The 25,527-nt window shown below is 38.9% G+C and carries 25 protein-coding genes; 19 read left to right on the top strand and 6 right to left on the bottom strand.

Annotated features, from left to right (window positions below):
- Nucleotide 1 precedes the first annotated feature (1 nt).
- Nucleotides 2–988, top strand: a complete 987-nt coding sequence (locus tag MKL36_RS04660) for an AraC family transcriptional regulator (protein ID WP_004708836.1) — start codon at nucleotides 2–4, stop codon at nucleotides 986–988.
- Between the two features lie 68 nt (nucleotides 989–1,056).
- On the opposite strand, the gene MKL36_RS04655 is transcribed toward MKL36_RS04660, so the two are convergent.
- Entirely contained in the window at nucleotides 1,057–2,400 is a 1,344-nt protein-coding gene (locus tag MKL36_RS04655; RefSeq protein ID WP_021510768.1) for an MFS transporter, read from the bottom strand.
- Between the two features lie 329 nt (nucleotides 2,401–2,729).
- Here MKL36_RS04655 and MKL36_RS04650 point away from each other — a divergent pair, with 329 nt between their 5' ends.
- The 5 genes from MKL36_RS04650 to MKL36_RS04630 are packed head-to-tail and all read left to right on the top strand — an operon-like array spanning nucleotide 2,730 to nucleotide 7,620.
- Entirely contained in the window at nucleotides 2,730–3,980 is a 1,251-nt protein-coding gene (locus MKL36_RS04650; RefSeq protein WP_021510767.1) for a dienelactone hydrolase family protein, read from the top strand.
- Between the two features lie 12 nt (nucleotides 3,981–3,992).
- A complete protein-coding gene (locus tag MKL36_RS04645; protein WP_001017893.1) occupies nucleotides 3,993–4,778 on the top strand; it encodes an SDR family oxidoreductase in 786 nt (261 codons plus the stop codon).
- Nucleotides 4,779–4,821: 43 nt separating this feature from the next.
- Entirely contained in the window at nucleotides 4,822–6,060 is a 1,239-nt protein-coding gene (locus MKL36_RS04640) for a styrene monooxygenase/indole monooxygenase family protein (RefSeq protein WP_215903926.1), read from the top strand.
- Between the two features lie 28 nt (nucleotides 6,061–6,088).
- Nucleotides 6,089–6,619 (top strand): flavin reductase family protein, encoded by a 531-nt coding sequence (locus MKL36_RS04635; RefSeq protein ID WP_000379656.1) that lies wholly within the window; start codon nucleotides 6,089–6,091, stop codon nucleotides 6,617–6,619.
- Nucleotides 6,620–6,672: 53 nt separating this feature from the next.
- Nucleotides 6,673–7,620 carry a SphA family protein gene (locus MKL36_RS04630; protein WP_021510765.1) on the top strand — a complete coding sequence of 316 codons (948 nt, stop codon included), beginning with the start codon at nucleotides 6,673–6,675 and terminating at the stop codon, nucleotides 7,618–7,620.
- Nucleotides 7,621–7,680: 60 nt separating this feature from the next.
- Here MKL36_RS04630 and MKL36_RS04625 read toward each other — a convergent pair whose 3' ends face one another.
- From MKL36_RS04625 to antA, 4 genes are all read right to left on the bottom strand, one after another.
- The gene (locus MKL36_RS04625; RefSeq protein ID WP_021510764.1) at nucleotides 7,681–8,739 is read right to left on the bottom strand and encodes an AraC family transcriptional regulator; all 1,059 of its coding nucleotides are present in this window, start codon (nucleotides 8,737–8,739) and stop codon (nucleotides 7,681–7,683) included.
- A 466-nt stretch (nucleotides 8,740–9,205) separates the two neighbouring features.
- Nucleotides 9,206–10,240, bottom strand: coding sequence for an anthranilate 1,2-dioxygenase electron transfer component AntC (gene antC / locus MKL36_RS04620; RefSeq protein WP_001987956.1), 1,035 nt, complete (start codon nucleotides 10,238–10,240; stop codon nucleotides 9,206–9,208).
- Between the two features lie 5 nt (nucleotides 10,241–10,245).
- Nucleotides 10,246–10,737: an anthranilate 1,2-dioxygenase small subunit gene (gene antB / locus MKL36_RS04615; RefSeq protein ID WP_000076809.1), complete on the bottom strand. Its 492-nt coding sequence runs from the start codon at nucleotides 10,735–10,737 to the stop codon at nucleotides 10,246–10,248.
- Between the two features lie 2 nt (nucleotides 10,738–10,739).
- Complete coding sequence (gene antA, locus MKL36_RS04610) at nucleotides 10,740–12,155, bottom strand: anthranilate 1,2-dioxygenase large subunit (protein ID WP_000204400.1); 1,416 nt, start codon at nucleotides 12,153–12,155, stop codon at nucleotides 10,740–10,742.
- A 222-nt stretch (nucleotides 12,156–12,377) separates the two neighbouring features.
- Between antA and MKL36_RS04605 the strand changes: the two genes are divergently transcribed.
- The 7 genes from MKL36_RS04605 (at nucleotide 12,378) to MKL36_RS04575 (ending at nucleotide 17,793) form a co-directional block, all read left to right on the top strand.
- On the top strand, nucleotides 12,378–12,728 hold the full coding sequence (locus MKL36_RS04605; protein WP_000664112.1) for a winged helix-turn-helix domain-containing protein: 351 nt from the start codon (nucleotides 12,378–12,380) through the stop codon (nucleotides 12,726–12,728).
- A gap of 192 nt (nucleotides 12,729–12,920) precedes the next feature.
- Complete coding sequence (gene modA / locus MKL36_RS04600; RefSeq protein WP_021510763.1) at nucleotides 12,921–13,706, top strand: molybdate ABC transporter substrate-binding protein; 786 nt, start codon at nucleotides 12,921–12,923, stop codon at nucleotides 13,704–13,706.
- Complete coding sequence (gene modB / locus MKL36_RS04595) at nucleotides 13,703–14,395, top strand: molybdate ABC transporter permease subunit (protein ID WP_000971578.1); 693 nt, start codon at nucleotides 13,703–13,705, stop codon at nucleotides 14,393–14,395. The genes modA and modB overlap by 4 nt, the downstream gene beginning before the upstream one ends.
- 4 nt (nucleotides 14,396–14,399) lie before the next feature.
- Complete coding sequence (locus MKL36_RS04590) at nucleotides 14,400–15,020, top strand: ATP-binding cassette domain-containing protein (RefSeq protein ID WP_000903966.1); 621 nt, start codon at nucleotides 14,400–14,402, stop codon at nucleotides 15,018–15,020.
- Nucleotides 15,021–15,379: 359 nt separating this feature from the next.
- Nucleotides 15,380–16,150 carry an SDR family oxidoreductase gene (locus MKL36_RS04585; RefSeq protein ID WP_002047318.1) on the top strand — a complete coding sequence of 257 codons (771 nt, stop codon included), beginning with the start codon at nucleotides 15,380–15,382 and terminating at the stop codon, nucleotides 16,148–16,150.
- 72 nt (nucleotides 16,151–16,222) lie between these two features.
- Nucleotides 16,223–16,864, top strand: a complete 642-nt coding sequence (locus tag MKL36_RS04580) for an isochorismatase family protein (RefSeq protein WP_021510762.1) — start codon at nucleotides 16,223–16,225, stop codon at nucleotides 16,862–16,864.
- A gap of 527 nt (nucleotides 16,865–17,391) precedes the next feature.
- Entirely contained in the window at nucleotides 17,392–17,793 is a 402-nt protein-coding gene (locus tag MKL36_RS04575; RefSeq protein ID WP_000207886.1) for a transcriptional repressor, read from the top strand.
- 67 nt (nucleotides 17,794–17,860) lie between these two features.
- Here MKL36_RS04575 and MKL36_RS04570 read toward each other — a convergent pair whose 3' ends face one another.
- The gene (locus tag MKL36_RS04570; protein ID WP_031945559.1) at nucleotides 17,861–19,651 is read right to left on the bottom strand and encodes a bifunctional metallophosphatase/5'-nucleotidase; all 1,791 of its coding nucleotides are present in this window, start codon (nucleotides 19,649–19,651) and stop codon (nucleotides 17,861–17,863) included.
- 306 nt (nucleotides 19,652–19,957) lie between these two features.
- On the opposite strand from MKL36_RS04570, the gene ppk1 reads away from it, so the two are divergent.
- The 6 genes from ppk1 (at nucleotide 19,958) to pqqE (ending at nucleotide 25,517) form a co-directional block, all read left to right on the top strand.
- Nucleotides 19,958–22,033 carry a polyphosphate kinase 1 gene (ppk1, locus tag MKL36_RS04565; RefSeq protein WP_002047338.1) on the top strand — a complete coding sequence of 692 codons (2,076 nt, stop codon included), beginning with the start codon at nucleotides 19,958–19,960 and terminating at the stop codon, nucleotides 22,031–22,033.
- Nucleotides 22,034–22,256: 223 nt separating this feature from the next.
- A complete protein-coding gene (gene pqqA, locus MKL36_RS04560; protein ID WP_001982218.1) occupies nucleotides 22,257–22,331 on the top strand; it encodes a pyrroloquinoline quinone precursor peptide PqqA in 75 nt (24 codons plus the stop codon).
- A 75-nt stretch (nucleotides 22,332–22,406) separates the two neighbouring features.
- Nucleotides 22,407–23,318: a pyrroloquinoline quinone biosynthesis protein PqqB gene (gene pqqB, locus MKL36_RS04555; protein WP_021510760.1), complete on the top strand. Its 912-nt coding sequence runs from the start codon at nucleotides 22,407–22,409 to the stop codon at nucleotides 23,316–23,318.
- Nucleotides 23,319–23,326: 8 nt separating this feature from the next.
- On the top strand, nucleotides 23,327–24,085 hold the full coding sequence (pqqC, locus tag MKL36_RS04550) for a pyrroloquinoline-quinone synthase PqqC (RefSeq protein WP_000195110.1): 759 nt from the start codon (nucleotides 23,327–23,329) through the stop codon (nucleotides 24,083–24,085).
- Nucleotides 24,082–24,366: a pyrroloquinoline quinone biosynthesis peptide chaperone PqqD gene (pqqD, locus tag MKL36_RS04545; RefSeq protein WP_001031364.1), complete on the top strand. Its 285-nt coding sequence runs from the start codon at nucleotides 24,082–24,084 to the stop codon at nucleotides 24,364–24,366. Before pqqC ends, pqqD begins: the two co-directional genes overlap by 4 nt.
- Nucleotides 24,363–25,517 carry a pyrroloquinoline quinone biosynthesis protein PqqE gene (gene pqqE / locus MKL36_RS04540; RefSeq protein ID WP_000134716.1) on the top strand — a complete coding sequence of 385 codons (1,155 nt, stop codon included), beginning with the start codon at nucleotides 24,363–24,365 and terminating at the stop codon, nucleotides 25,515–25,517. Before pqqD ends, pqqE begins: the two co-directional genes overlap by 4 nt.
- Nucleotides 25,518–25,527 lie beyond the last annotated feature (10 nt).

Raw genomic sequence — 25,527 nt, 5'->3', positions numbered from 1 at the left:
TATGATATCACTCAGCCAACAGATGGAACTCAATCATTATTCACGCAAAGCTGAATTTGCGCAGAATCTAATGTCCACAATTTGTGGTGAACACCGTCTAGACACAATTTACAAAGATAATCTCGATTTCCACTATGACGGAATGCGTTTGCCCAATAAAAAAATGGCAATCGGCACAATCAGTTATGGTGCAAATGTTGCCATCAACATCTCAAATTTAAAAGCTTATAGCATTAGTTTACCTATACAAGGGCGACAAGCTCTCAACATTCGTGGTGCACATTATCAATCTGATGAAAACAGAGGCCTAATTGTTTCAAATAATGATCAACAAGATCTGATTATCGATAAAGACTGTAGAAAATTTCAGGTGGTTATTCCTGAGCGAAGTATGCAGATTGTCCTTGCAGATTTACTGAATAAACCTATAGAAACGCCTATCATTTTTAACCCTGAAATGCACTTAGACTCTGAGCAACTGATTGGAGCGTGGTGGAAGAATATTCAGAATTTTTTACAGCTAAAATCGCAATATAGCAATTTTTATGGTTTACAGATGTTATCTGAAGACTATGAAAATTTTGTAATTAAAGCCTTACTATTATCTCAAGAAAACAACTACTCTGAAGCTTTAAAGTCACTCTCACATCAAGATGAGCCAGCTTATATTCGAAAGGTTCGTAATTTTATTATTGAACATGCTCACGAAGAAATCTGTGCAGAAGACTTGCAGCGTTTGGCTGGGGTTTCAAAATCAAAATTGTATGATGAATTTCAACAATACTACGGCACCAGCCCAATGTCGTATTTGAAAAAATATCGTCTTCAACAAATTTACAAAATCTTGAGCACTACAGGAGCAGATAAAAAGATTTCTATTTCAAAGCTTGCGTATGACTGGGGCTTTAACCATTTAAGCCGTTTTTCTCAAGAATATCGTGAAGAATTTGGAGAAAACCCAAGTGAGACCAAAGGCAAAATTTTCTGATATTTAATTTTCCAAATTAAAAAACTGATTTAGGCAACTAAATCAGTTTTTTATTTATCGATTAATATTTATAGGCTTTCCTCAAACTTTAACACTTGTTTGTGTTTAGATTTTTCATAGATCACTTTCAGGCTAAGTGCAATAAATGAGATGAAAGTTGGTATTGCTAGAATAAAGAAAATACCGCTTAAACTTAAGTTAAAAGTGAAAATGAGCGAACCAAAGAAAGCGCCTAAAATTGCACCGATACGACCAATACCATGCATCCATGAAACACCAACCGCGCGGCATACTGCTGGATAGAACATAGCCGCAAGTGGCAGTAATGAAGACTGCGCACCAGCGAGTAAAGCACCAATTAAGAAAATAGTAAGACCCAATAAGAAAATATTTGAGCTCACCAAACCTGCAACAATGAATAGGACGAAAGCAATCAGATATGAATATTTAATGACTGTAGTTGGGTTCAGTTTATCCATGTACCATCCCATAATGGTTGCGCCAATTACACCACCAAAAGGGAAAATCGCAGCAATTAAACTAAACTGTTGGGTACTGAAACCTGCTGTTTTTAAAATCGTTGGCATCCAGCTTGTTAAAAGATAGAACACCAAAAGACTGGTAAAGCAGCAGAGCCAAAGCATGCTTGAACCCCACAGGTATTTTCCTAAAACCACTTTAACCGGATTTTCATCCGATGCAGTTTCTGCTTGAGTTAAAACAAGTTTTACAGGCTCTTGGAAAGCATAGCCTTGAATGTTTTCTAAGATACGCTGTGCTTTATCTTGTTGATGACGTGTAATTAAGTATTGCGTTGATTCAGGTAATTTAAGCAACAAAGCAATCACTAAAATTAGGGGAATGCTTCCGCCAATAATAATCACTTTGGCCCAGCCATAGCTTTCTAATAGATAAGCTGACAACACGCCGCCACAAGAAATACCCAGCATAAATCCACAGCCAGCAAGACCTGTAAGAAATGCTTTACGTTTTACAGGCATATATTCTGAGACAATGGTACTGATGTTTGGCATGGCCGCGCCTAGACCTACACCTGTAATAAAGCGATAAATCATTAAGTCTTGAGTTGAATTGGCAAAGCCACACAAAATGGTAAATATGGAAAACAAAAGGCTTGTAAAAACAATAACACCTTTACGGCCAAATTTATCGGCTAAGGGTCCCGAAATGATTGCACCAATTGACATGCCAACTAAGGCTGCACTTAAAACTGGTGCAAGTTGAGGCTTGGTAATTCCCCAGTCATCTAGTAATGCCGGAGCAACAAAACCAATAATTCCTGTGTCTAGACCATCACAGAAAAAGACAAAAAAACCTAGGATAAAAACCATCCACTGTAAGGGAGACAGTTTTTCGCGATTGATAATCGTATTCGCATCTATCGTTTTCATATGTATTCCTTCTTAAAATTATTTAATTCCCTGAGTAATTCAATGTATTCGTTACAAAACCTGTGTCTTTGATTGAACTATTTTTAGCCAGTCTTCACTATCCAATAAGTCCTAATCTTCATCCATTTTTTCCAAATTAGATAAAAAGTATTAATTTCATTTTTAATTTAACCTTTTGAAATATAGATATTTCTTTGTTTTTAATTTTTTATCCAGTTTGATTGATTTTGATAATTACGCAGAGATTGGATAGTGCTTGCAGCTTTTGGACAGTCTAAAAAAAAATTCAGATAGAAGATAAAGCCATAACAATGTCAGGAGTTGACACTATGGCTGGTCAAACCATTCAAATTAAAACTGCATCTGGAAAGCAGTTCAGTGCATATCTAGCGACACCAGAAACAGGAAAAGGACCTGGAGTGGTGCTTTGTCAGGAAATCTTTGGGGTGAATGCAGCAATGCGGGAAAAGACAGATTTTCTTGCAGAAGAAGGCTATACCGTTTTAGTACCTGATTTATTTTGGCGTGTAGCACCTAATATTGAACTGGGTTACACACCAGAAGATTTTCAAAAAGCTTTTGAACTTTATCAGCAATATGACGAAAACCTCGGTGTTGAAGATATTCAAGACAGCTTAGCTTTTTTAAAGACACGACCAGAATGTGATACCTCTACAGGTCTCGGCGTGGTTGGCTATTGTTTAGGTGGAAAGTTAGCTTACTTGGCAGGCTGTCGACTTTCGGAAGTGGCATGTGCCATAGGTTATTACGGTGTAGGCATTGAAAAAGCGTTAGATGAGTTAGCTAACGTAAAAGGACGTTTGGTTTTACATATTGCAGAACTGGACCAATTTACACCGCCAGATGCGAGACAAGCGATTGTCGATGCAGCTAATCAATATTCAGATGTACAAGCTTATGTTTACGAAGGCGTTGATCATGCCTTTGCACGACCAAAAAGCAACCATTACCACAAACCTTCAGCACGCTTTGCTCACGAGCGTACAGTAACAGCTCTACATGAAACGATTGGACCGAAATATGACCTAGTCACACTCTGGGAAGAGCATATCCGTCATGAGTTCGATACGCGTGACGTCCCCGCAACTATGGCAACAATGGTCGCAGAACCTTATGTCAACCATATTCCAACGTTAACTGGTGGGGTAGGCCAAAGCCAGCTTGCTCGTTTTTATCAGTATCACTTTGTTCATCAAAACCCGAAAGATATGAAGATCACTTCGATCTCTCGTACGGTTGGCTCAACGCAAGTGGTAGACGAGTTCATTATGAGCTTTACACATGACGCTGAAATTGACTGGTTATTACCGGGTGTAAAACCAACCGGTAAATACGTCGAAATTCCAATGTTAGGTGTAATTCAGTTCAGAGGTTCAAAGCTATGCCATGAGCATATTTACTGGGACCAAGCGTCTGTACTCGTTCAAATTGGTTTATTAGACCCAACAGGCTTACCAGTTGCAGGTGTAGAGACCGCGCGAAAACTTCTTGATGAAGACCTTCCTTCCAATACTTTGATGCCATCTTGGTCAAGTAGTGAAGGCAAGCCAGTCAATTAAGGAGGATCTGCAATGAATATAGATTTAAAAGGAAAAGTCGCTGTGGTGAGTGGCGGTGCAACACTGATTGGTAAAGCTGTTGTACAAGCTTTGGTAAGTGCAGGTGCTCATGTCGCTATCTTAGATATTGATGCCAAAGGCAAGGCAATTGCGGAAAGCTTTAACCATGACGTGATGTTTATTCAAACCGATTTAACCAGTGATGCAGCTATTCAACAAGCTGTGGCAGATATTCATCAACATTTAGGTGAAGTGAGTTACTTGGTCAATCTGGCATGTACATATTTAGATGAAGGTTTTAAATCTTCACGTCAGGACTGGTTGCAAGCACTCGATATTAATTTGGTCTCTACAGTTGAGCTGAGCCGTGCTTTATACCATGACCTAAAAAAGCAGCAAGGTTCAATCGTTAATTTTACTTCAATCTCGGCCAAAGTGGCACAAACAGGACGCTGGTTATATCCGGTTTCTAAGGCCGCGATACGTCAACTCACACAAAGCATGGCAATGGATTTTGCTGCCGATGGTATTCGCGTCAATTCGGTTTCTCCGGGTTGGACATGGTCTCGTGTCATTGCAGAAGTCAGTGGCAATAACCGTGAAAAAGCCGATAGCGTGGCAGCCGATTATCACTTGCTAGGCCGATTGGGTCATCCCGAAGAAGTCGCCAATGTTGTTTTGTTTTTATTGTCACCTGCTGCGAGCTTTGTCACCGGAGCAGATTATGCGGTCGACGGTGGCTATTCAGTAATGGGCCCTGAAGGATCACAGCCCGCTATTCCACGTTTAGCCGAATAGCACAGCGTTTTAAAAGCACATTTAGAAAATTATGGAGAATATTATGCGCCGTATTGCAATTGTTGGAGCAGGACAGTCTGGTTTACAGCTTGGTTTAGGCTTATTAGATACAGGCTATGACGTGACCATGATCACCAACCGAACTGCCGATGAAATCCGTCAAGGTAAAGTCATGTCAAGCCAATGTATGTTTCATACCGCTTTACAAACTGAACGTGACTTGGGACTAAATTTCTGGGAAGAACAATGTCCAGCAGTAGAAGGCATTGGGCTAGCTTTAGTTAATCCTGAAAATGGTAGTAAAGCATTTGAATGGAGCGCTCGTCTTGAGCGCTACGCTCAATCGGTCGATCAACGCGTCAAAATGCCATATTGGATGGAAGAATTTGAACGCCGTGGCGGTCGATTGGTGATTCAAGATGTAGGAATAGAAGAGTTAGAACAACTCGCAAACGGCTACGAGCTTGTATTACTCGCCGCTGGTAAAGGTGAAGTTGTTAAACAGTTTGAACGTGATGATGTACGAAGTGTTTTTGATAAACCGCAGCGCGCTTTGGCTTTGACCTACGTCAAAAACATGAAGCCAATTTCACCTTATTCACGTGTGACTTTTAACATTATTCCTGAAGTCGGGGAATACTTTTCATTTCCGGCACTAACCATCAATGGGCCTTGCGACATTATGGTATTTGAAGGTATTCCAAATGGGCCAATGGACTGTTGGCAAGATGTGAAAACACCAGAACAGCACCTGCAATGTAGTCTGGACTTACTCAAGAAATTTGTGCCTTGGGAATATGAACGCTGCGCAAATGTTGAATTGACCGATGCTGGCGGTTATTTGGCAGGGCGTTTCCCGCCGACGGTACGTAAGCCCGTTTTAACCTTACCGTCTGGCAAAAAGATTTTTGGCATGGCAGATGCCTTAGTGGTCAATGATCCAATTACCGGTCAAGGCTCAAACAATGCGGCTAAGTGTAGCAAGATCTATTTTGATGCCATTTTAGCCAATGATAATCAAAGCTTTAGCGAACAATGGATGGTTCAAACTTTTGAACGCTATTGGGCTTATGCAGAAAAAGTCGTGGCTTGGACCAATAGCTTGTTATTACCACCAGAGCCTCATGTCGTTGAACTCCTAGCAGCTGCAAGCCAGAACCAGAGCATTGCTTCAATTATGGCCAATAACTTTGATGACCCGCGCGCCTTTGCTCCGTGGTGGTTTGATGCAGATCAAGCTCAGGCATTCTTAGCTTCAAAAAACACAGCAAAAGTCGCTTAAGGTCAAAATATCAAAGGAAGATTTAAAAATGGACACAATTGAAACTTTAGCTTTACAAACGATTAATGCCGAAAACCCAAGAGAAATTCGTAACTTGCTTGGTCAGTTTGCAACTGGCGTTACCGTGATTACAACTCGTGGTAAAGATGGCCGGAAAATAGGTATGACAGCCAATTCATTTTCATCTCTGTCTTTAGATCCGCCATTAATTTTATGGAGCCTTTCAAAAACGGCGCCAAGTTTGCCTGATTTTGTAGAAGCTGAATATTTTGCCATTCACATGTTGGCACAAGAGCATCATCAGCTTTCAGGGCATTTTGCTCGAGGTGCCGAAGACAAATTTGCAGGCATTGCTCATCAACAATGCAATGCTGGCGTGCCAATTTTAACTGATGCACTCGCAACCTTGGTTTGCCGCAATGTAAATCAGTATGAAGGCGGAGATCACCTGATTTTTATTGGTCAAATTGAACAATACCAACAACGCCAAGGTGAACCATTGGTATTTCACGCAGGAAAGTATCGGATTGCCGCTGAGCATCCAGAATTAGCACATTAATTCACCACAATCACGATCAATCCGGTCGTGATTTTTTTATAGGAAATAAGAAGATGAAAAGCACTTTAATTAAACATGGCTTTTTAGCAGGGACATTATTAGGTTTGCCGTGGGTTACATATGCCTATGATTTACCGACCGTAAATTTAGGCATGACCAGCTTTCTCGATGGTGGATTACCTGCAGGGCCCGGCTGGTATGCTCAAACCTATTTTCAAAATTACGATAGCAATAAACTGGTCGATGCCAATGGGCAAAAACTGGGTTTACCTAAAACAGATTTAAATTATCAAGTATTGGTTGAACAGATTAGTTATTTATCAAATGTTCGAGTAAAAGATAAAGCCAGTTTAGGCATGAATTTTTTAATTCCTTTTGTCAGCAAAATGGACATGGATGATGGCTTGAATAATGCTGCTATTAAGGCCCAAAGTGGCTTTGGGGATATTATGATCGGACCTTTTATTCAGTTCGATCCAGTCATGGGTGCGCAAGGGCCGAAGTTTGTACATCGTTTTGAGTTTCAGGTGAATTTACCTACTGGCGAATACGACCAGCAAAAAGATATTAACCCAAGTAATAACGCTGTTTCATTTGACCCGTATTGGGCTGCCACATATTGGTTTAATCCCAAATGGACTGCGTCAACACGTATCCATTATCTCTATAACTTTAAAAATGATGACCCAAGCTATGCCTTTGCTGGAGCAAATGATATGCAAGCTGGGCAAGCAATTCATGCAAACTTCGCAACAGACTATGCTATTACTGAACAGTTTCGCTTGGGACTAAATGGCTATTGGCTAAAACAAATCACTGACACCGAAGTCGATGGTGAAAAAGTTAAAGGTAGACGTGAGCAAGTGTGGGCAATTGGTCCGGGTGCGATGTATAGTTTTTCTAAAAATGATCACTTGGTTGCAAATGCCTATTTTGAGCAAGATGCTGAAAACCGCCCAGAGGGAACACGACTGCAAGTTCGCTATGTTCACCATTTCTAAGTCATAAAAAAAAAGCCTTTTATATCAACAAATATAAAAGGCTTTTATCTATTTTTTAATTTAAGAAAAAATTGAAGTAATTATACCTGACCCTTCACTCTGTCCAGATCGGCGAGTAGACGAAGGTAACTCACCATAACGGCGTTTGTACTCTTGTGAAAAACGACCTAAATGGGTAAATCCCCATTTAAATGCAACGTCAGTGACCGATAGATGTTCATTATGCATAAGTTCTAAATGGGCTTGTTCAAAGCGTAATTCTTTAAGATAAGACATTGGGGTGGTTCCCAAATAATTTTTAAAACCAGTAAATAGGGTTCTTACGCTCACGCCTGCATGTTCAGCTAAAATCTCGACATTAAGCGGCTCATGCAAATGTTCTTTAATGTAGGCTTCTGTACGCTTCACGAAATAAGGAGATACCGTTTTTTCTTTATAATGATCAAGCTTATGTAATGCATTATTGGGCTGACCATAAATCAATGCATTAAATAGATTTGATTCAAACTGTTTAAAGGCTAAAGGATGATGGAGAGGGTGTTGCTCACATGCTAAAGCATCCATTAAGGTTCTAACAAGCTGCAAAAAATAGGCTCCACCTTGGGTAGAAAAATCTAATTTTGGGTCAAAAACGAGTAAGTTATTTTCTGAATCGGCAATGTGTTGACGGCAATGGTAAGTAAAATCATCCTTTGAAACTTTTAGAATGAGCTGTGGTGAGTTTGCGTGCCAGCGCATACGTAAAGATTGTTGAGGAGAAATAAGAGAAGCAACTTGAGAATAAGAAATAAACTTTTGTGAACCAAACTCGATTTCTGCATAGCCCTGAGTTGGAATTTGAATTAAGTAAAAGTTATCCAGATGATCTGGTTCAATAATGACATCTGCGCCATATTCCAAGCGACTAATAGACAATGCGCCTGTTTTAACATGGTGCATAGTTGCACTGAAATCTCGCTTCTGATGAGAGATTTTAAGATCATGCGGTTTAAAAATTTGGCCTACATTTCGGCAGGTTTCGCTTAAATCGTGGTGATCGAACACCAAATTATGATCAGTAAAGATCGGCTCATTTTGAAAATGACGTCCATTGAGTTCGTGGGAGTTGGCTTGGTTCATATTTATCCCTTTTGGCTCACTCCTGTATTTACTTGTATTGCGAAAGCTTTAAAACTTCGCTGCACAGCAAGTAAATACGGCACTTAAAAAATTAAGTTACTCGCAAATTACAATGAGATATAAGCAAGATATAGACCAATCTAACCGCTAATTAATGTGATTTTCTCAAACTTTTACATCGGATTTTGTCTATCAATTTAATACATTCGAGAAATAGAATAGGGGGATATAAAAGGTGCTATAAGTTAATCTCATCATGATCTTATTCCTTAAGATCTATCAAAATTTATAGCAAATCCGAGTGAGTTGGTCAATTTATTTTGCCGGAATTAATTATTTTATATTATTGATATATAAAAGCTTTTAATTTAAATGCAAAAATTCAATATACCCCTTATAAGAGTATATTGAATCATTTCAGGTTTGAGTGGTTTCTAAATTATTTGTACTGAAGCTATTTATACTTTTAACGTGAGGTATTGCTCTGTAAAAATTTCTCGCTGTAGATACGGTAGTTTTGCAGAGCTTGCTCATCTAACCAATTTTTAACGGCTTCAATCATTGGCGGTGGGCCACATAAATACATATCAAAAGCTTGCTCGGCCAGTTGATCTTTATTTAAGTGCTCATGGATATAACCGGCTTTACCTTGCCAAGTTTCCGTTGCCTTAGTCACAATCGGGTGATAACTAAAGTTTGGTAGCTGTTCTGCATAGGCCTGTAAACGCTGTTGTTCACACAAGTCGGTTTCACTATTTACGCCGTAATATAACTGAACTGCAGGTGAGTTAGGCTGTTCAACCAAGTTATCAAGCATTCCCAAGAAAGCTGATAAACCAGTTCCACCTGCCACAAAAACCAGCGGTCGCTCTACTTCACGTAAATAGAAACTACCAAGCGGTGCTTCAATAAGTAGGCTTTGTCCAACCTGACAACGGTCACGTAAGTAATTACTCATCACACCGTCTGGTAAGAGACGAATGAGAAATTGCAATTGATTGGTCGCATTTGGTCTATTTGCAAAAGAATAAGAACGCCAGTCTTCAGTATCCGGTATTTGCAAACGAGCATATTGACCCGGCAAAAACTGAAGTTGTTCAGCGTGACTGCTTGCATCAAGATGTAAGATTGCTGTCGTTTCAGAAACTAGCTCAACCGCAGTCACTTTGGTTTCAATTTTTAAGGTATCACCAGCGTTACAGATAGCAGAATCATGATCGAAATAAAAAGCTGCATCGGATTTTACACGGGTCTGGCAAGCTAACATTTTTCGCTCGGCCAAATCACGTTCACTTAATGCATCTTCATCAACATATTCTTGTTCATAAATGCCGGTTTCACACTGTCCCTGACAGGTGCCACAAACACCTTCGCGGCAGTCTAACGGCAGGTTAATTCCTTGGCGAACTGCCGCATCAAGCAACAATTCGTCGTTATTTACCGAAATGAAAAAGGTTTTGCCATCGGCAAAGTTAAGTGCAACTGAATGTCCCATTTTCATTCCCCTTAAACGTGATAGAAGTCTAAAACGGAATCAATTTTGTCATTCAGCAAAATGCTGTGCTGACGACGAATGCGGAAACCATCTGCTGTTTGGCGTAAAAGATAGGTTGCGTGTCCGTAAAAACAGCCTTCTAAACCTTGACGGTTATAAAGCGTTTGCCATGCAACTTTTGCTTCAATTAATCCATCATCCAATGTTTTAACTCGGATGTTGTTTATGCTATGCAAAGTACGTGGTAACGGAGTTGCAGATGCTGCTTTACCTGTACGAATACGGAATACACGGTCTTCGAGTCCAGTACGGTCCGCATAATAAATATAAGACAAGCCCTGATTTGGATCTTGAACATAGTTATGGTCATCAATCCACTGTGGGATATGATATTCACTATCTTCATCGTAAAGCTCTAGATAGGCATCCCAGTCATAAGCATCGCAAAGCTCTGCCTTTTTGTACAAAAACTGAGATACAGCAAAATGTAGTTCTTGTGACATGGTTACACCTCATCCATTACGGCATTGTTTTCAAAAGTAATATCTTGCATTTTCAATGCTTTCTTGTTTAAGCCGTCGAGCATGAGACGTTGCCAGTGTCCATGCTGGTTTACATAGAGTCCTTCATGGGTAAATTCACGGCCAGTAATAACGGGTTGAATGCCTAAATCTTGTGAGTTTTTGGTCGCGCCATATTCCCAAGACTGACAACCACGCGAAATATCGCTCCAACGTTCAAGTCGGGCCTGAAAACCTTTTTGCTGTTCACGGAATTCAACTAGATCATCTGGTGTACCAAGGCCCGACACATTAAAGAAATCTTCAAACTGGCGAATACGGTTACGGCGTGCTTCAGCAGATTCGCCTTTAACTCCAATACATTGACTGATGACTTCGGTTTTATTCCATGCCACGGGACGAACAATACGAAGTTGTGAGCTAATCTGGTCCATAAAAAATAGGCTAGGGTACAAGTTCAAATTTCTTAAACGATGCATTGCCCATTCAGCATATTTTTCGCCGTATTTTTCAACCATATATGGCATAACTGTGCTGTAGCCAGGACGAACTGTCGGATTTGGCATATCACTAAATAAAACACTATGACCATTCTTAAAACTAAACCAGCCATCGTCAGTTTCTGAGTCACCTGCACCTAATTTGCTGTAGTCGAGCGTGTCGAGTTCGGCACCTTTGGATGCATTGACTTGCTGACGGTGTTGAACTGTAGAGACATAGTTATAGTGAACAGTGCTGACATGGTAGCCATCTAAGCCATTTTCATTTTGTAGCTTCCAGTTACCTGCAAATGTATAAGATGACTTACCTTGTAATACTTCGAGTTCACCTGTTGGCGACTGGTTAACCATTAAATCAAGGAACAGTTTAGCATCGCCCAAAAAGTCTTCTAGTGAATCTGTTGCTTGAGTATCAAGGCTTACAAATACAAATCCACGATAGCTGGCAATACGGCCTTGTTTTAAGCCCCGGCTTGATTTATCAAAATCTTCACAATATTCGCTAGGTGCTTTGACTTTAACCAAACGGCCATCTGACTTATAGCACCATGCGTGGAACGGACAGGTAAATGTAGATTGATTGCCTTTAGCAACGCGTGTTAAGGTCGCACCGCGGTGTTCACAAGCATTCACCATGGCATGTAGTTCGCCTTTACCATCACGGCTTACAATAATCGGTTGGCGGCCAATTTGAACGGTTAGGAAATCATGATTGTTTGGAATTTCACTTTCGTGACATGCGTAAATCCAAACCTTTTCAAAAATAAATTCCATTTCCAAGTCAAATAGTTCTGGCTCGGTAAACATGTCGCGTGCAATACGGAACACGCCATCGTTAGGACGGAAGTCGATACATCCATCTATAAAATCATTCCATTGTTTTAAATTAGATGAGGTCATTTACTCAATCCTCCAATCAATCAGCTTTTAACTGATTGAACCGCGATTAAGCATTGCTCTCTATCCGTTTTTTCCAGATCTTTATCCACTTTGTGCAGTTTTGATTTTTTAATTGAACTCTTTTGAAGAAAGAGTAGAGATTTAAATTTGTATGTGTTTTAAGCTATTAAAGTTTTCTATAATGTTAAGCAGCATAAAAATGAAACTTTGTGAACTAAGTCTATGAAAGAACAAAACTTAAAATTACAAATTAGAATTCTTTTAGAGCAAAATATTGCATTTGGTCCGGGTAAGGCGGATTTACTTGAAGCAATTGCGAGAACTGGTTCAATCTCACAAGCTGCAAAATCTATGAATATGAGCTATCGCCGTGCATGGCAGTTAGTCGACACCATGAATCAATGCTTTGAAACAGCTTTAGTGGAAACACAAACGGGGGGAACACATGGTGGTGGGGCAGCTATCACAGCTTTGGGCCAGAAAGTCTTACAGCATTACCGTCAAATGGAAAACAATGCCCGACAAGCTTTAGAGCATGATTACCAAATCATGAGTAGTTATTTAAAAGGTTAAGATAAAAGATTGCATAACGATGAAATCTTTTGATTTGGTATAGCTTTTGCTTAATATCAAGTGCACGCCGAAAAAGCACTGCTGCATTCCAGTCATCTATAGTTAACGAATTATGCTTTTCATAATCTTCGTGTAGCGCTATATTCTTGGATATATATCGCTGCAAAAAAAAACACAAAAAAGGTAAACATAATGGTAAGTGATACGAAGATAAAAAAAATGGCTTTAGCCTGTTCAGTCCTCAGCATAGGATTGGTCTTTAATGTTCCAGCCAAGGCTGAATCAGTTACTGTTTATGCAGCAGCAAGCTTAACGAATGCAATTAACGATTTAGAAAAAATTTACGAAAAACAGAATAAAGTAGAAATTAAAACTTCATATGCAGGTTCATCGACCTTAGCTAAACAAATTGAAGCTGGAGCACCAGCTGATATTTTTATTTCAGCAGATACCCAGTGGATGGATTATCTACAAAACAAAAAACGAGTTGCAGCAAAAGACCGTATAAATTTATTAGGTAACCGTTTGGTGCTAATTACCCCAAAAGGGCAATCATTAAACATAAAATTAGATAAAACCACAGATCCAAATAAAGTATTCACAGGCAAGATTTGTACAGGAGATACCAAAAGTGTGCCTGTAGGCAAATATGCTAAACAAGCTTTTACTAATTTAGGTTGGTGGAGTCGTATTGAGCCAAAGTTAGTTGAAACAGAAGATGTTCGAGCTGCTTTAAACTTTGTTGCGCGTGGTGAATGTCAGGTCGGTATTGTCTATGCAACCGATGCTGCGATTAGTAAAGACGTGAAGGTAGCTGGCATATTTCCAGAAAATACGCATTCACCAATTATTTATCCTGTAGGGATAATTAAAAAGAACTCAAACTCAGCAAAGTTCTATCAATTTTTACAAAGCAACCAAGCTAAAGCTGTCTTTAAAAAATATGGCTTTAGTGTGTTGGCTCCAGTCAAGCCATGATGTTTTCTTTAACCCCAGAAGAGCTCAGTGTACTGCAACTTTCTTGTAAGGTGGCAGCAAGTTGTCTTGTGGTCAGTATTATTCCTGCAATTTGTGTGGGATGGTTTTTGGCACGTAAAGACTTTTGGGGGAAGTCATTCATTGAAACATTGGTGTTTTTACCTTTAGTACTACCGCCAGTAGTTCCTGGTTATTTGCTTTTACAAGTTTTTGGAAGCCGCGGCATTATTGGACAATATTTGGCACCGCTCGGAATTGATTTTGCATTTAACTGGAAAGGCGCCGTTCTTGCTTCGGCAGTGATGGGTTTCCCGTTATTGGTGCAATCTATTCGTCTAGCGATTGAACTGGTCGATCAGCGTTTAGAAATGGCAGCAAAGACATTAGGTGCCTCATCTTTAGGGGCATTTTTTCATGTCACTTTGCCTCTTGCCAGCAGTGGCATTTTAATTGGTGCTATTTTATGTTTTTGCCGTAGTTTAGGGGAGTTTGGGGCCACCATTACTTTTGTAGGTAATATCTCAAATGAAACACGGACTTTGCCTCTAGCCATGTATAGCTTGATGCAACAACCCGATACAGAAGCCGCTATTCAAAGGCTTATTGTTTTATCGTTAAGTGTAGCTTTTCTGGCATTATGGTTTGCGCAGTGGTTTCATCGTTATCAAAAGAAGCGTTTAGGACGGTAAAATTATGTTGATTGATTGCCGTTTTGAGCTACACATGGGTCAGTTTCATATTGAACCTAGTTTCCAGTCAGATGCTTCTGTTATTGGCTTATTCGGTGCATCGGGTTCAGGTAAAACGTCCATTTTACATGCCATTACAGGACTGAACACACCGCGTAGTGGAATCATTAAAATACAGGGCCAAACATGGTTTGATTCAGATCAAAAAATTAATGTCAGCACGCAAAAGCGGCATGTTGGATTAGTTTTTCAAGATGCTCAGCTTTTTCCGCATAAAACAGTCAAGCAAAATTTATTATTTGGTTTTAAGCATCTTTCCCAACAAGAACGTCACTTCGAAGCAGATTACATTATTGAGTTATTAAAGTTAGGGCATTTATTACAGCGTATGCCTATCAAACTCTCAGGTGGGGAAAAGCAGCGGGTGGCACTAGGTCGAGCATTATTATATTCGCCTAAGCTGTTACTGCTTGATGAACCTTTATCAGCATTAGATGCGAATCATAAAGCTGAAATTATTCCTTTTTTTCAGAAAGTAAAAGAGGAAATTAAAATTCCGATGATTTATGTAAGTCATGATATTCAAGAGATTAAACAACTGACCGAAACAATGTGGATTTTATAATTTTTCATTTTTTATACGCATTTCCAAACTTACGAGAGTCGGAGTTATAGAGAACTCATTCTGAGCCTGCGGGAGATTGAAGCCTAAAAAGTTACTAGGTTTGATAAACCATAAATCTGATTTTAGTCGAATAAATCAAAACCTGCCTTATTGAAAATGATTATTAATAACAAAATATTCTTGACCTTTAAATTTTATAAACTACATATAAAACAATATTTTAGCTTGTAATTTTAAGCTGTAACTCATTTGTATAAGATCATAATTTGAACTTTTATATCCATTTGCTCTTGATAAGAATGATAATTATTTGCAATTATATTTATAGATTTCTTTATAATATAAATTGGAGTATTCACATGCGCTCTACCATCGTGGTCACAGGTGCTGCAAGAGGGATAGGAGCGGCTATCGCCAAGCAACTACTAGATCAGGGGTATCATGTTATTGGTATTGACTGTCAAAAAAATCCTGAACAATGGGATATCAGTAAAACAATGACGTCAGATCAATCTTCACAATGGCAAGGCATCTCACAAGACATTACCCATCAACAAGAAACACAAAATTTAATCTCAGAGCTTTTAGAAAAATACGAAATTACGGGGTTAGTAAATGCAGCAGGAGTATTAATTATGCGCTCCATGCTTGAAGCAAAAACGGAAGATTGGGAAACACTTTTTGCGGTCAATGTCATGGCGCCTATCGCGATCAGCCAACAAGTTGCTAAACATTTTTGTAAAAAAAGACAGGGCAGTATTGTCACTATTAGTTCAAATAGTGCGCGTATGCCACGTATGCAACTTGGTATGTACGCCACCACTAAGGCTGCACTAAGTCATTTTTGTCGCAATCTGGCACTTGAAATCGCACCTTATCAAGTCAGGCTGAATATCGTTTCACCTGGATCTACTCTCACTCAAATGCAGCAACAACTCTGGACAGATAATGCACCTCCACCTGCAGTAATTGATGGTGATTTGAGCCAGTACCGAACAGGAATTCCATTAAGAAAACTCGCGCAACCAGATGATATTGCCAATACCGTGAGCTTTTTACTTTCGGACCGAGCGGCCCAAATTACAATGCAAGAAATAGTGGTAGATGGAGGAGCTGCACTTGGGGTTTAAAGCTTACTTCAGCACAACAATACACTGAAATTAAAGAACAAATATTTTTAAAGATAGAAAAGGAAAATACCAATGAGTATTCCAAAGATTGCAAGTTACAGCATGCCCCAAGCGCACGAATTTACTCCAAACAAAACAAATTGGCCACTACATACCAGCCGAGCTGTTTTATTGGTTCATGATATGCAGCAATATTTTTTAGATTTCTATGATCTAACCCAAGAACCTATTCCAGAACTAATTCAAAACACTAAGGCATTAATTGATGCTGCTCGCCAGTCTAATATTCCCGTTGTCTATACAGCACAACCTGGCAACCAATCACCTGAACATCGGCAGTTATTAACTGATTTTTGGGGACCTGGTTTAAAGAACGAGCCGAGCTTTACGCAGATTTTGCCAAAAATTTCACCTCAAAAAAATGATACGGTGCTTACCAAGTGGAGATATAGTGTTTTTAAATTTTCTCCGCTCGAACAACTCATGCGAGACTCTGGTCGCGATCAACTCATTATCTGTGGTGTATATGCACATATTGGTTGTCTAATGAGTGCTGCGGAAGCATTTATGCTAAACATACAGCCATTTTTATGTGGTGATGCGCTGGCTGACTTTAGCAGAGAAGAGCACGATATGGCATTAAAATATGCCAGTACACGATGTGCTCAAGTTATGACAACACAACAAGTAATCCAAGCATGGATACAAGAATAAGATGCACTACCTCTAGAATAAAAATCATTTAACTTTCTGTATTTAAGATATAAAGAGCAGGTCATTGATCTGCTTTTTATATGGGTCGAAATGAATACTTATAATAGAGGATGGATGCAATTCATCATTATTTAATCAATAAAATATAATGGTTATCATTATGTATTTGATAATTACTTAATATTGAATATTAAAACTTATGTGTATATGATACACCGTTAAATACAAATGATAATAATTATCATATGTTAACCATTATATAAAATAATGTTGAAGAGTGATATTAATGAAGAGGGTCGCCATATGGTTCAGTTCAAGAATGCATCTATTCGCAAAGTGCGTACATGTAAAAAGCAAAGAGAGGGATAATATGAGAGTTATTTTAAAACGTAATAATTAGCTCGGAGCTTATTTATAGGGTAGTAAGTTCTAATTTATAGATCAAATCATTTCCATAATTTTCAGGTAAATATAGTCAAAATAATTTTAAAAAATTCCTATATTTCTAGACATTAAGGTTCAGTAAGATGACGACAATATCAAAATCATTATTAAATGGATTACCGATAAAAAAATCGAGGGTACAAGTTTTTGAGATTTTAAATCAGAACCCACAAGGCTTAAGCGCGGTAAGTATCTATGCGCAAATTAAAAATGAACATAAAATTACCTTAGGTACCATTTATCGAATTTTATCTGAGTTTGAAAACCGTAAAATCATCAAAAGGGTATTTTTAGGAAAAAGCAAAAGTATTTATAAGCTTAGAAAAGACAAGATGAGCTGTAACCTCATTTCGCTCAAAACCTCTGAAGCCTTGAACTTTGAAAATGAGAAAGTTAAAGAATTACTTCATGAGGTTACGGATATTATTTTTGCAAACACCGGAGTCGACATTAGTAGTGTTGAACTTAATCTTTATACCGAATAAAAATCTTTTAAACTGTTATAAAAATAAAGGACAGCTTCGTACTGTCCTTTATGCATTCTTAAATGAGTTATTTAATGACTTTAATACGAGTCGTAGCCGGAATAATTAACGGTGAATCTTTAGAGTTTTGTGCAACATAGCTTTCAAGCGCATCGATATCTTGACCACCACCGACACGGTTTTGGCCTTCTTTTAATACCGTGAAGTTGTCACCACCATCTGCCAAGAAGCTATTTACCGTCACACGGTATACTTTAGTGTCAACTAATGGTGAACCAGCAACCATGATGTTACTTGCTCGTGGTGAAACAGATGTATTTGCCGCATATTGGTAACTCAACTCTTTAGACGGCTGTAAAATTCTAGGCGAATTTGCATTTGCACCAGACCATTGTTGTTCAAGCACATCTCTAATCTGTTTACCGGTTAAGCTCAAAGTCACAATCGAGTTACCGAAAGGTTGAACTGCAAAAATATCACCAAACGTAATCTGGTTACTGCTGTTAATCAGTAGGTCAGCACGTACACCGCCCGGGTTCATTAACGTAAAATCCGAACCTTGATTACTTGCTTGAAGAGCGGCAGCTTGCTGCGCATCGGCAATCATATCACCTAGTGGGCTTTCACCACTTTCGACTTGCGTACGGCTCACAACGGCAGTAGAAGTTCCAACAACACGTCCAGAAATTGTGGTTACTGCTTGACGGTATTTATCTAAAATCGCTTCGATACTTGGCGTTTTACTAAATTTTTGATAGAGGTCTGTCAGACTTACAGTGGTTGTACCCGAAGTATAGGCCTCACTTTGAACCGGAATTTGTTTAGCATCCTTTTTAATGATATCGCCAGTTTTACCATCCAACTCCACCTTAATATCGGTAATAAGCGTGCCGTATTGGCCAGCTGAGGTTAGTAAAAATGGTTTAGCCGGATTCTTGGTTGCATAATCACAAATATAAGACTGATGTGTATGCCCCGAAACAACAATATCAACTGCCGGATTTAACCGATCTAAAATACCTAAAATTGGCCCACTTAAGCCATCACATGTTTTTTGATTGAGTTTCGTACTTGGCGCTGCACCTTCATGGACAACGACGACAATGGCTTCAATACCTTGTTTTTGGAGTTCAGGAATTAACGCATTTACCGTATCCGCTTCATCACGGAATTCAACATCCTTAATACCCGCCGCTGAAACAATACTTGGAGTCGCTTTGAGTGTTAAACCAATAAATGCTACAGGAATCCCGCCATAAGTTTTGACTTTATAGGCAGGAAAAATTGTTTTACTTGTATCATTTTTCATTGCTACGTTAGCTGCAAGGAAATTGAATTTTGCGCCGCTAAAGTTTTTATTAATTTGGCATGGGGCAGTGCTGGTATATTGTTGACAACCGCCATTTTGTAAACGACGCAATTCATCTGTACCACGGTCAAACTCATGATTTCCAACCGCATTAAAGTCAATTTGAATATCATTCATGACTTCAATAGTAGGCTCATCTAGAAATAACGAAGAAGTGAGTGGGGAAGCACTAATTAAGTCACCTGCTGACACAACAGCATTATTGGGATTTTGAGCTTTAAGTTTCTTAATTGCATCTGCAAAGTAACTCACACCACCGACAGGAATACGTACAGTTTGAGATGCATCATTTGGATTCGCTGCTTCAACGTAACGTTTAGGTGGTTCTAAATTTCCATGAAAGTCATTGAAAGCTAAAATATTTACAGTTTGGTTACTTCGCGGTGCTGGTGTGCTTGAATCATTGTCATCGTTATCATTACAGCCTACCAATAAGGCCATTGCCAGACATAAAGATGTTGTCTTAAATAGTATGTTTAAAGTCGTCATTTTTTTATCAATTGATGAATTAAGATGCATAAAAAATACGCATAGAGTATGAATATTTGATGAAAATTGAAACTGAATCGAAATAGAATGATCTTTAAAAAATTAATGTTAAGATGATGGTAGATATGGATGACTAGAAGGAAGTAAATAAGGCAAAAATAAATATTAATTTTAAGGTTTTCATAAAAAATTCATGAATTTGCAATAAAGCAGTTACAAAATGTCCGGTGAATAAAATCGGTTATACATTAATAAATTAATCTTTTTTATTCATTTTAACTTTTTTACCCAGTATAAGAGTCAAGAATGACATCATTGCCCACTTTAGCTAGCTCAAACCAGCACAATTTAGAAACGTATATTAATAGAGAACTCTCTTTATTAGAGTTTCATAAACGGGTGCTTGCTCAAGCCAAAGATATTGAACACCCATTACTGGAACGTTTGAATTTTTTAATTATTTTTTCGCGTAATCTGGATGAGTTTTTTGAAATTCGTGTGGCAAGTTTAATCCAGAAAATTAGCTTGATGAGTCAGGCAACCGGACCAGAAGGTTTACCGTTAGTAGAAGTATTAAAACAAATTTCCAAAAATGCTCATGAGGCGGTTGAAGAGCAATATAAAATCTTAAACTATACTTTGTTACCGCAACTCCAAGGCTATGGCGTTCATTTTATTCAGCACGGCGATATATTAGAAAAGCATAAAGAATGGATTAAAGAGTACTTTTTTAAAGAAGTACAACCTGTAGTTACGCCAATCAGTCTAGATCCAGCCCATCCATTTCCAAGGCTGGTCAATAAAAGTCTTAACTTCATTGTAACTTTAGAAGGTAAAGACGCTTTTGGACGTCAAATTGATTTAGCTATTGTGCCGGCACCGCGTTCGTTACCAAGGCTTGTTAAAATTCCAGAACATATTTCTGGCGGTGCAGAGCATTACATTCTGCTCTCGGCCATTATCCATCAACATATTTCGGATTTATTTCCGGGTATGAAAGCGACGGGCTGTCATCAATTTCGTGTAACTCGAAATGCCGATTTAACCGTTTCTGAAGATGTAGAAGACTTGGCTGCTGCTTTAAAAGGTGAGTTATCTTCACGCCGTTTTGGCCAAGCAGTTCGTTTGGAAGTAGCAAAAAAATGTCCTGAAGAAATTGCTAACTATTTATTAGAGCAATTCGATTTAGATGCAGAACATCTTTACTACGTCGATGGCCCCGTTAATTTGGCCCGTTTTATTTCAAACTTTGATTTACCAGAGTTGCGCTATAAACCATATCAACAAGTTTTGCCTCAGCTTTTGTACACGAAAAAACCGATTTTTGATGTGTTAAAAGCAGGAGATGTTCTACTTCATCATCCATTTGATTCTTTTGCACCTGTTATCAAGTTCCTTCGGGAAGCTGCACAAGATCCAAATGTCTTGGCAATTAAACAAACGTTATATCGTAGTGGTGCCAACTCGGAAATCGTACAGCTACTTGCAGAAGCTGCGCGTAATGGTAAAGAAGTGACCGCGGTTATTGAGTTGCGGGCACGTTTTGATGAAGAATCAAATATTGAAGTCGCTAACGTTTTGCAAGAAGCTGGCGCCGTCGTGGTGTATGGCATTGTTGGCTATAAAACTCACGCTAAAATGATTTTAGTGGTTCGCCGTGAACAAGACAAAATCAAAAGATATGTGCATTTAGGTACAGGTAACTATCATGCAGTGAATGCCAAAATCTATACCGATTTTGGTTTGCTGACCAATGATGCGGAAATTTGTGAAGACGTCCATAAAATTTTCCAAGAACTGACCGGTATGGGCAAAATGGCAAAGCTTAAAAAGCTTTTTCATGCGCCATTTACCTTACATTCTCAACTGTTAGAACTTATTGAACAAGAAATTAAAAATAGCCTTGCTGGTAAAAAAGCACACATCATCATTAAAGTGAATGCGCTTACTGAACCACAGCTCATCAGCGCGCTTTATAAAGCATCACAAGCTGGTGTAAAAATTGATTTAATTATTCGTTCAATTTGCTGCCTGAGACCACAAGTTGCAGGACTTTCAGAGAATATTCGAGTACGTTCAATCGTTGGTCGTTATTTGGAGCATACGCGGGTTTATTATTTTTATAATGATGGCGATACAAAAGTTTATTGTGCAAGTGCAGACTGGATGGAACGTAATTTGTTCTCTCGTATTGAAACCTGCTTCCCAATTGAAAATAAAAAATTAAAGAAACAAGTCATTGAAGATGGCCTAAATAACTATTTAAAAGACAATCGTCAAGCATGGGAATTACGAGCTGATGGAACTTGGGTGCAATGTCATCCTAAGTCGGAAGAAGAACTTTATATTGCACAGCAACACTTGATGAACTTAGCTGGGTAAGGCATAAGTCATAACAGAACATTGACCTGTTATGACTTTTCAAATGCTTTTGAAAGATCAGGATTTATTAAAATTTGGACAAAAAACACAATTATCGAACAATATCTTGTTCCGAGCTTATCTACAAACGTGGCATTTTTAATTAGAATAAATTTTTAATTGCCTTATGAGATTTAATCAAGTGATTCATTTCACGAGATTAATACTGACTGGAGTAAAATTTATGCAATGGACAAAACCAGCTTTCACTGATTTACGTATTGGTTTTGAAGTAACAATGTACTTTGAAGCACGTTAATCATTTCTATTCAAATCTGTCATAAGCCCTAGTCTTGTTCTAGGGCTTATATCTTTCTAATAAGATATTAATTTTATGCATATTTATATTTTAGGTTCAGCAGCTGGAGGCGGTTTCCCTCAGTGGAACTGTAATTGTCCTAATTGTCATGGTGTTCGTACAGGTACGATTAATGCCAAAGTGCGTACTCAATCTTCAATTGCAATTTCAGAAAACGGCGTAGACTGGATTTTATTAAACGCATCACCAGATATCCGTCAACAATTATTTGATTTTAAAGCGGCTCAACCAGCGCGAAAATTACGTGATACTGGTATTACCAATGTTATTTTAATGGATAGCCAACTTGACCATACCACTGGACTGTTAACTTTACGTGAAGGCTGCCCAATGAATGTGTGGTGTACTGAAATGGTCTATCAAGATCTCACCACGGGTTTTCCGGTATTCAATATGCTGAAACACTGGAATGGTGGTCTTCAATATCACCAAATTGATCCTAAACAAGCTTTTAAAATTGATGGTTTCGAAAATTTAGAATTTTTCCCCTTAATTATTCAAAGCGCGGCACCCCCATATTCTCCACATCGCCATGACCCGCATGAGGGCGATAATATTGCCTTGATTATTAAAGATCATAAAACGCAAAAACAGTTGTTCTATGCGCCGGGTTTGGGAAAGATTGATGATCAAATCATGCAGATTATGCAAGATTCTGACTGCGTCATGATTGATGGCACACTATGGACAGATGATGAAATGCAGCAAACCGGTGTAGGGAAAAAAACTGGCCGTGAAATGGGGCATTTATACATTAGTGGTGAAGGCGGTTCCTTATCTTACTTAAACCAACTCAGGACACCAAAGAAAGTGCTAATTCATATTAACAATACCAATCCGATTTTAAATGAAGACTCTGCTCAATTTGCTGAACTAAAAGCAAATGGTGTAGAAGTTGCCTTTGATGGCATGCAAATTGAACTCTAAGGTGAAACATGACTCAAACACCTGAAGCTTTAACGACCGAACAATTTAAACAGGCTATTATTGATAAAGGTCAGTATTATCATATCTATCATCCATTTCATGTGATGATGTATGAAGGTAAAGCCACTCAACAACAAATTCAGGCTTGGGTTGCAAACCGCTACTACTATCAAATCAATATTCCGCTCAAAGATGCTGCGATCATGGCAAATTGTCCTGATCAACGTGTGCGACAGGAATGGATTCAGCGCATGATTGACCAAGATGGTGAATATCCTGATGGTGGTGGACGAGAAGCATGGTTACGGTTAGCCGAAGCTGTAGGCTTGAGTCGTGAGCAAGTGATTTCCGAAGAATTGGTTTTGCCGGGTGTACGATTCGCCGTAGATGCCTATGTAAATTTTGCACGCCGTGCGTCATGGCGTGAGGCAGCAAGCAGTTCTTTAACTGAACTATTTGCACCTCAGATTCATCAGTCTCGACTTGAATCATGGCCACAGCATTACCCTTGGATTGATGACAAGGGCTATGAATATTTCCGCTCTCGTTTAAGTCAAGCACGCCGTGATGTTGAACATGGTTTAACAATCACGCTTGATTCATTTACTACTCATGAACAACAACAAAGAATGCTGGAAATATTACAGTTTAAACTGGATATTTTATGGAGCATTTTAGATGCTTTAACACTGGCATATGTACACAATGAAGCACCATATCATAGCGTGACTCAAGAACGGGTATGGCACAAAGGACTATTTAAATGAATAAAGAACAATTTGATGTAAATCTTGTGCCTACTTGGCGCCAAGGTTATCGCTTTCAATTTGAGCCTGCTCAAAATGGCTTTGTCATTTTATATCCTGAAGGCATGATCAAATTAAATGAAAGTGCAGGGGCCATTGGACAGTATATTGATGGGACAAATAATGTTTCTGCAATTATTGCCCAGCTCAAGCAACAATTTGGTGATGTAGCCGAAATTGACAACGATGTTATTGATTACATGTTAGTTGCCCAGCAACAACACTGGATTGATTTAGTATGACAGAAGGTGTTGGCCTACCTCTATGGTTATTAGCGGAGTTAACTTATCGTTGCCCGCTACAATGTCCATATTGCTCAAACCCTTTAGACTACGCGCAGCATAAAAATGAACTGACCACGCAAGAGTGGTTTGATGTTTTTGATCAAGCGCGTCAAATGGGGGCTGTACAACTCGGTTTTTCCGGTGGTGAACCTTTGGTGCGTCAAGATCTGGAGCAGCTTGTGGCGCATGCACACCAACTAGGCTTCTACACCAACCTGATTACCTCAGGCATGGGGCTTACCGAACAGCGTATTTCTCATTTAAAGCAAGCTGGCCTAGACCATATCCAAATTAGCTTTCAAGCGAGTGATCCGGTCGTTAATGATGCTTTGGCAGGGTCGAAACATGCTTTTGAACAAAAGTATGAAATGTGCCGACTTGTTAAGAAATATGATTATCCGATGGTCCTCAATTTTGTAATTCATCGGCATAACATTGACCAGATCGATAAAATTATTGAACTTTGTCTAGAACTTAATGCGGATACAGTTGAGCTAGCAATTTGTCAGTTTTATGGTTGGGCGTTTTTAAACCGTCAGGGTTTATTACCGACACAAGAACAACTCATACGTGCCGAACGTATTACCAATGAATATCGGGAAAAGTTAAAAGCGCAAAATCATCCTTGCAAACTTATTTTTGTAGTGCCTGATTATTACGAAGAAAGACCAAAAGCCTGTATGAATGGCTGGGGTAAAATTTTCTTTACAGTTGCTCCAGATGGTATGGCGCTACCTTGTCACGCAGCAAGACAATTACCGATTTCTTTCCCAAATGTTCGTGAACAAAGCCTATCAAAAATCTGGTATGAGTCTACCGGTTTTAACCACTTCCGTGGTGATGCATGGATGCCAGAAGGATGCCGTAGTTGCCCAGATAAAGACCGCGACTTTGGTGGCTGTCGTTGTCAAGCTTATATGCTAACAGGCGACGCAAGTAACGCAGATCCTGTTTGTGGTAAATCGCCGTATCATCAATTCATTGAGCAGGCACGTGCCGAGAGCGAAATTGATTCCTCTCTGGAAAAATTGGTATTCCGTAATAGCCGAAATTCAAAGCAATTTACGGTTCAACAAAACATTCCGGTTCAAAATATTGTAGATGATTAGCTATGAGAAA

The sequence above is a fragment of the Acinetobacter sp. AOR12_HL genome (assembly GCF_027855275.1).
Classification (GTDB): Bacteria; Pseudomonadota; Gammaproteobacteria; order Pseudomonadales; family Moraxellaceae; genus Acinetobacter; species Acinetobacter baumannii.
This window is presented reverse-complemented; position numbering and strand designations above follow the sequence as displayed.

Excerpts from the sequence above, each read along its gene's own strand:
- MKL36_RS04660 (WP_004708836.1), top strand. The coding sequence starts at position 2 with ATGATATCACTCAGCCAACAGATGGAACTCAATCATTATTCACGCAAA.
- MKL36_RS04655 (WP_021510768.1), bottom strand. The coding sequence starts at position 2,400 with ATGAAAACGATAGATGCGAATACGATTATCAATCGCGAAAAACTGTCT.
- MKL36_RS04650 (WP_021510767.1), top strand. The coding sequence starts at position 2,730 with ATGGCTGGTCAAACCATTCAAATTAAAACTGCATCTGGAAAGCAGTTC.
- MKL36_RS04645 (WP_001017893.1), top strand. The coding sequence starts at position 3,993 with ATGAATATAGATTTAAAAGGAAAAGTCGCTGTGGTGAGTGGCGGTGCA.
- MKL36_RS04640 (WP_215903926.1), top strand. The coding sequence starts at position 4,822 with ATGCGCCGTATTGCAATTGTTGGAGCAGGACAGTCTGGTTTACAGCTT.
- MKL36_RS04635 (WP_000379656.1), top strand. The coding sequence starts at position 6,089 with ATGGACACAATTGAAACTTTAGCTTTACAAACGATTAATGCCGAAAAC.
- MKL36_RS04630 (WP_021510765.1), top strand. The coding sequence starts at position 6,673 with ATGAAAAGCACTTTAATTAAACATGGCTTTTTAGCAGGGACATTATTA.
- MKL36_RS04625 (WP_021510764.1), bottom strand. The coding sequence starts at position 8,739 with ATGAACCAAGCCAACTCCCACGAACTCAATGGACGTCATTTTCAAAAT.
- antC (WP_001987956.1), bottom strand. The coding sequence starts at position 10,240 with ATGAAAATGGGACATTCAGTTGCACTTAACTTTGCCGATGGCAAAACC.
- antB (WP_000076809.1), bottom strand. The coding sequence starts at position 10,737 with ATGTCACAAGAACTACATTTTGCTGTATCTCAGTTTTTGTACAAAAAG.
- antA (WP_000204400.1), bottom strand. The coding sequence starts at position 12,155 with ATGACCTCATCTAATTTAAAACAATGGAATGATTTTATAGATGGATGT.
- MKL36_RS04605 (WP_000664112.1), top strand. The coding sequence starts at position 12,378 with ATGAAAGAACAAAACTTAAAATTACAAATTAGAATTCTTTTAGAGCAA.
- modA (WP_021510763.1), top strand. The coding sequence starts at position 12,921 with ATGGTAAGTGATACGAAGATAAAAAAAATGGCTTTAGCCTGTTCAGTC.
- modB (WP_000971578.1), top strand. The coding sequence starts at position 13,703 with ATGATGTTTTCTTTAACCCCAGAAGAGCTCAGTGTACTGCAACTTTCT.
- MKL36_RS04590 (WP_000903966.1), top strand. The coding sequence starts at position 14,400 with ATGTTGATTGATTGCCGTTTTGAGCTACACATGGGTCAGTTTCATATT.
- MKL36_RS04585 (WP_002047318.1), top strand. The coding sequence starts at position 15,380 with ATGCGCTCTACCATCGTGGTCACAGGTGCTGCAAGAGGGATAGGAGCG.
- MKL36_RS04580 (WP_021510762.1), top strand. The coding sequence starts at position 16,223 with ATGAGTATTCCAAAGATTGCAAGTTACAGCATGCCCCAAGCGCACGAA.
- MKL36_RS04575 (WP_000207886.1), top strand. The coding sequence starts at position 17,392 with ATGACGACAATATCAAAATCATTATTAAATGGATTACCGATAAAAAAA.
- MKL36_RS04570 (WP_031945559.1), bottom strand. The coding sequence starts at position 19,651 with ATGACGACTTTAAACATACTATTTAAGACAACATCTTTATGTCTGGCA.
- ppk1 (WP_002047338.1), top strand. The coding sequence starts at position 19,958 with ATGACATCATTGCCCACTTTAGCTAGCTCAAACCAGCACAATTTAGAA.
- pqqB (WP_021510760.1), top strand. The coding sequence starts at position 22,407 with ATGCATATTTATATTTTAGGTTCAGCAGCTGGAGGCGGTTTCCCTCAG.
- pqqC (WP_000195110.1), top strand. The coding sequence starts at position 23,327 with ATGACTCAAACACCTGAAGCTTTAACGACCGAACAATTTAAACAGGCT.
- pqqD (WP_001031364.1), top strand. The coding sequence starts at position 24,082 with ATGAATAAAGAACAATTTGATGTAAATCTTGTGCCTACTTGGCGCCAA.
- pqqE (WP_000134716.1), top strand. The coding sequence starts at position 24,363 with ATGACAGAAGGTGTTGGCCTACCTCTATGGTTATTAGCGGAGTTAACT.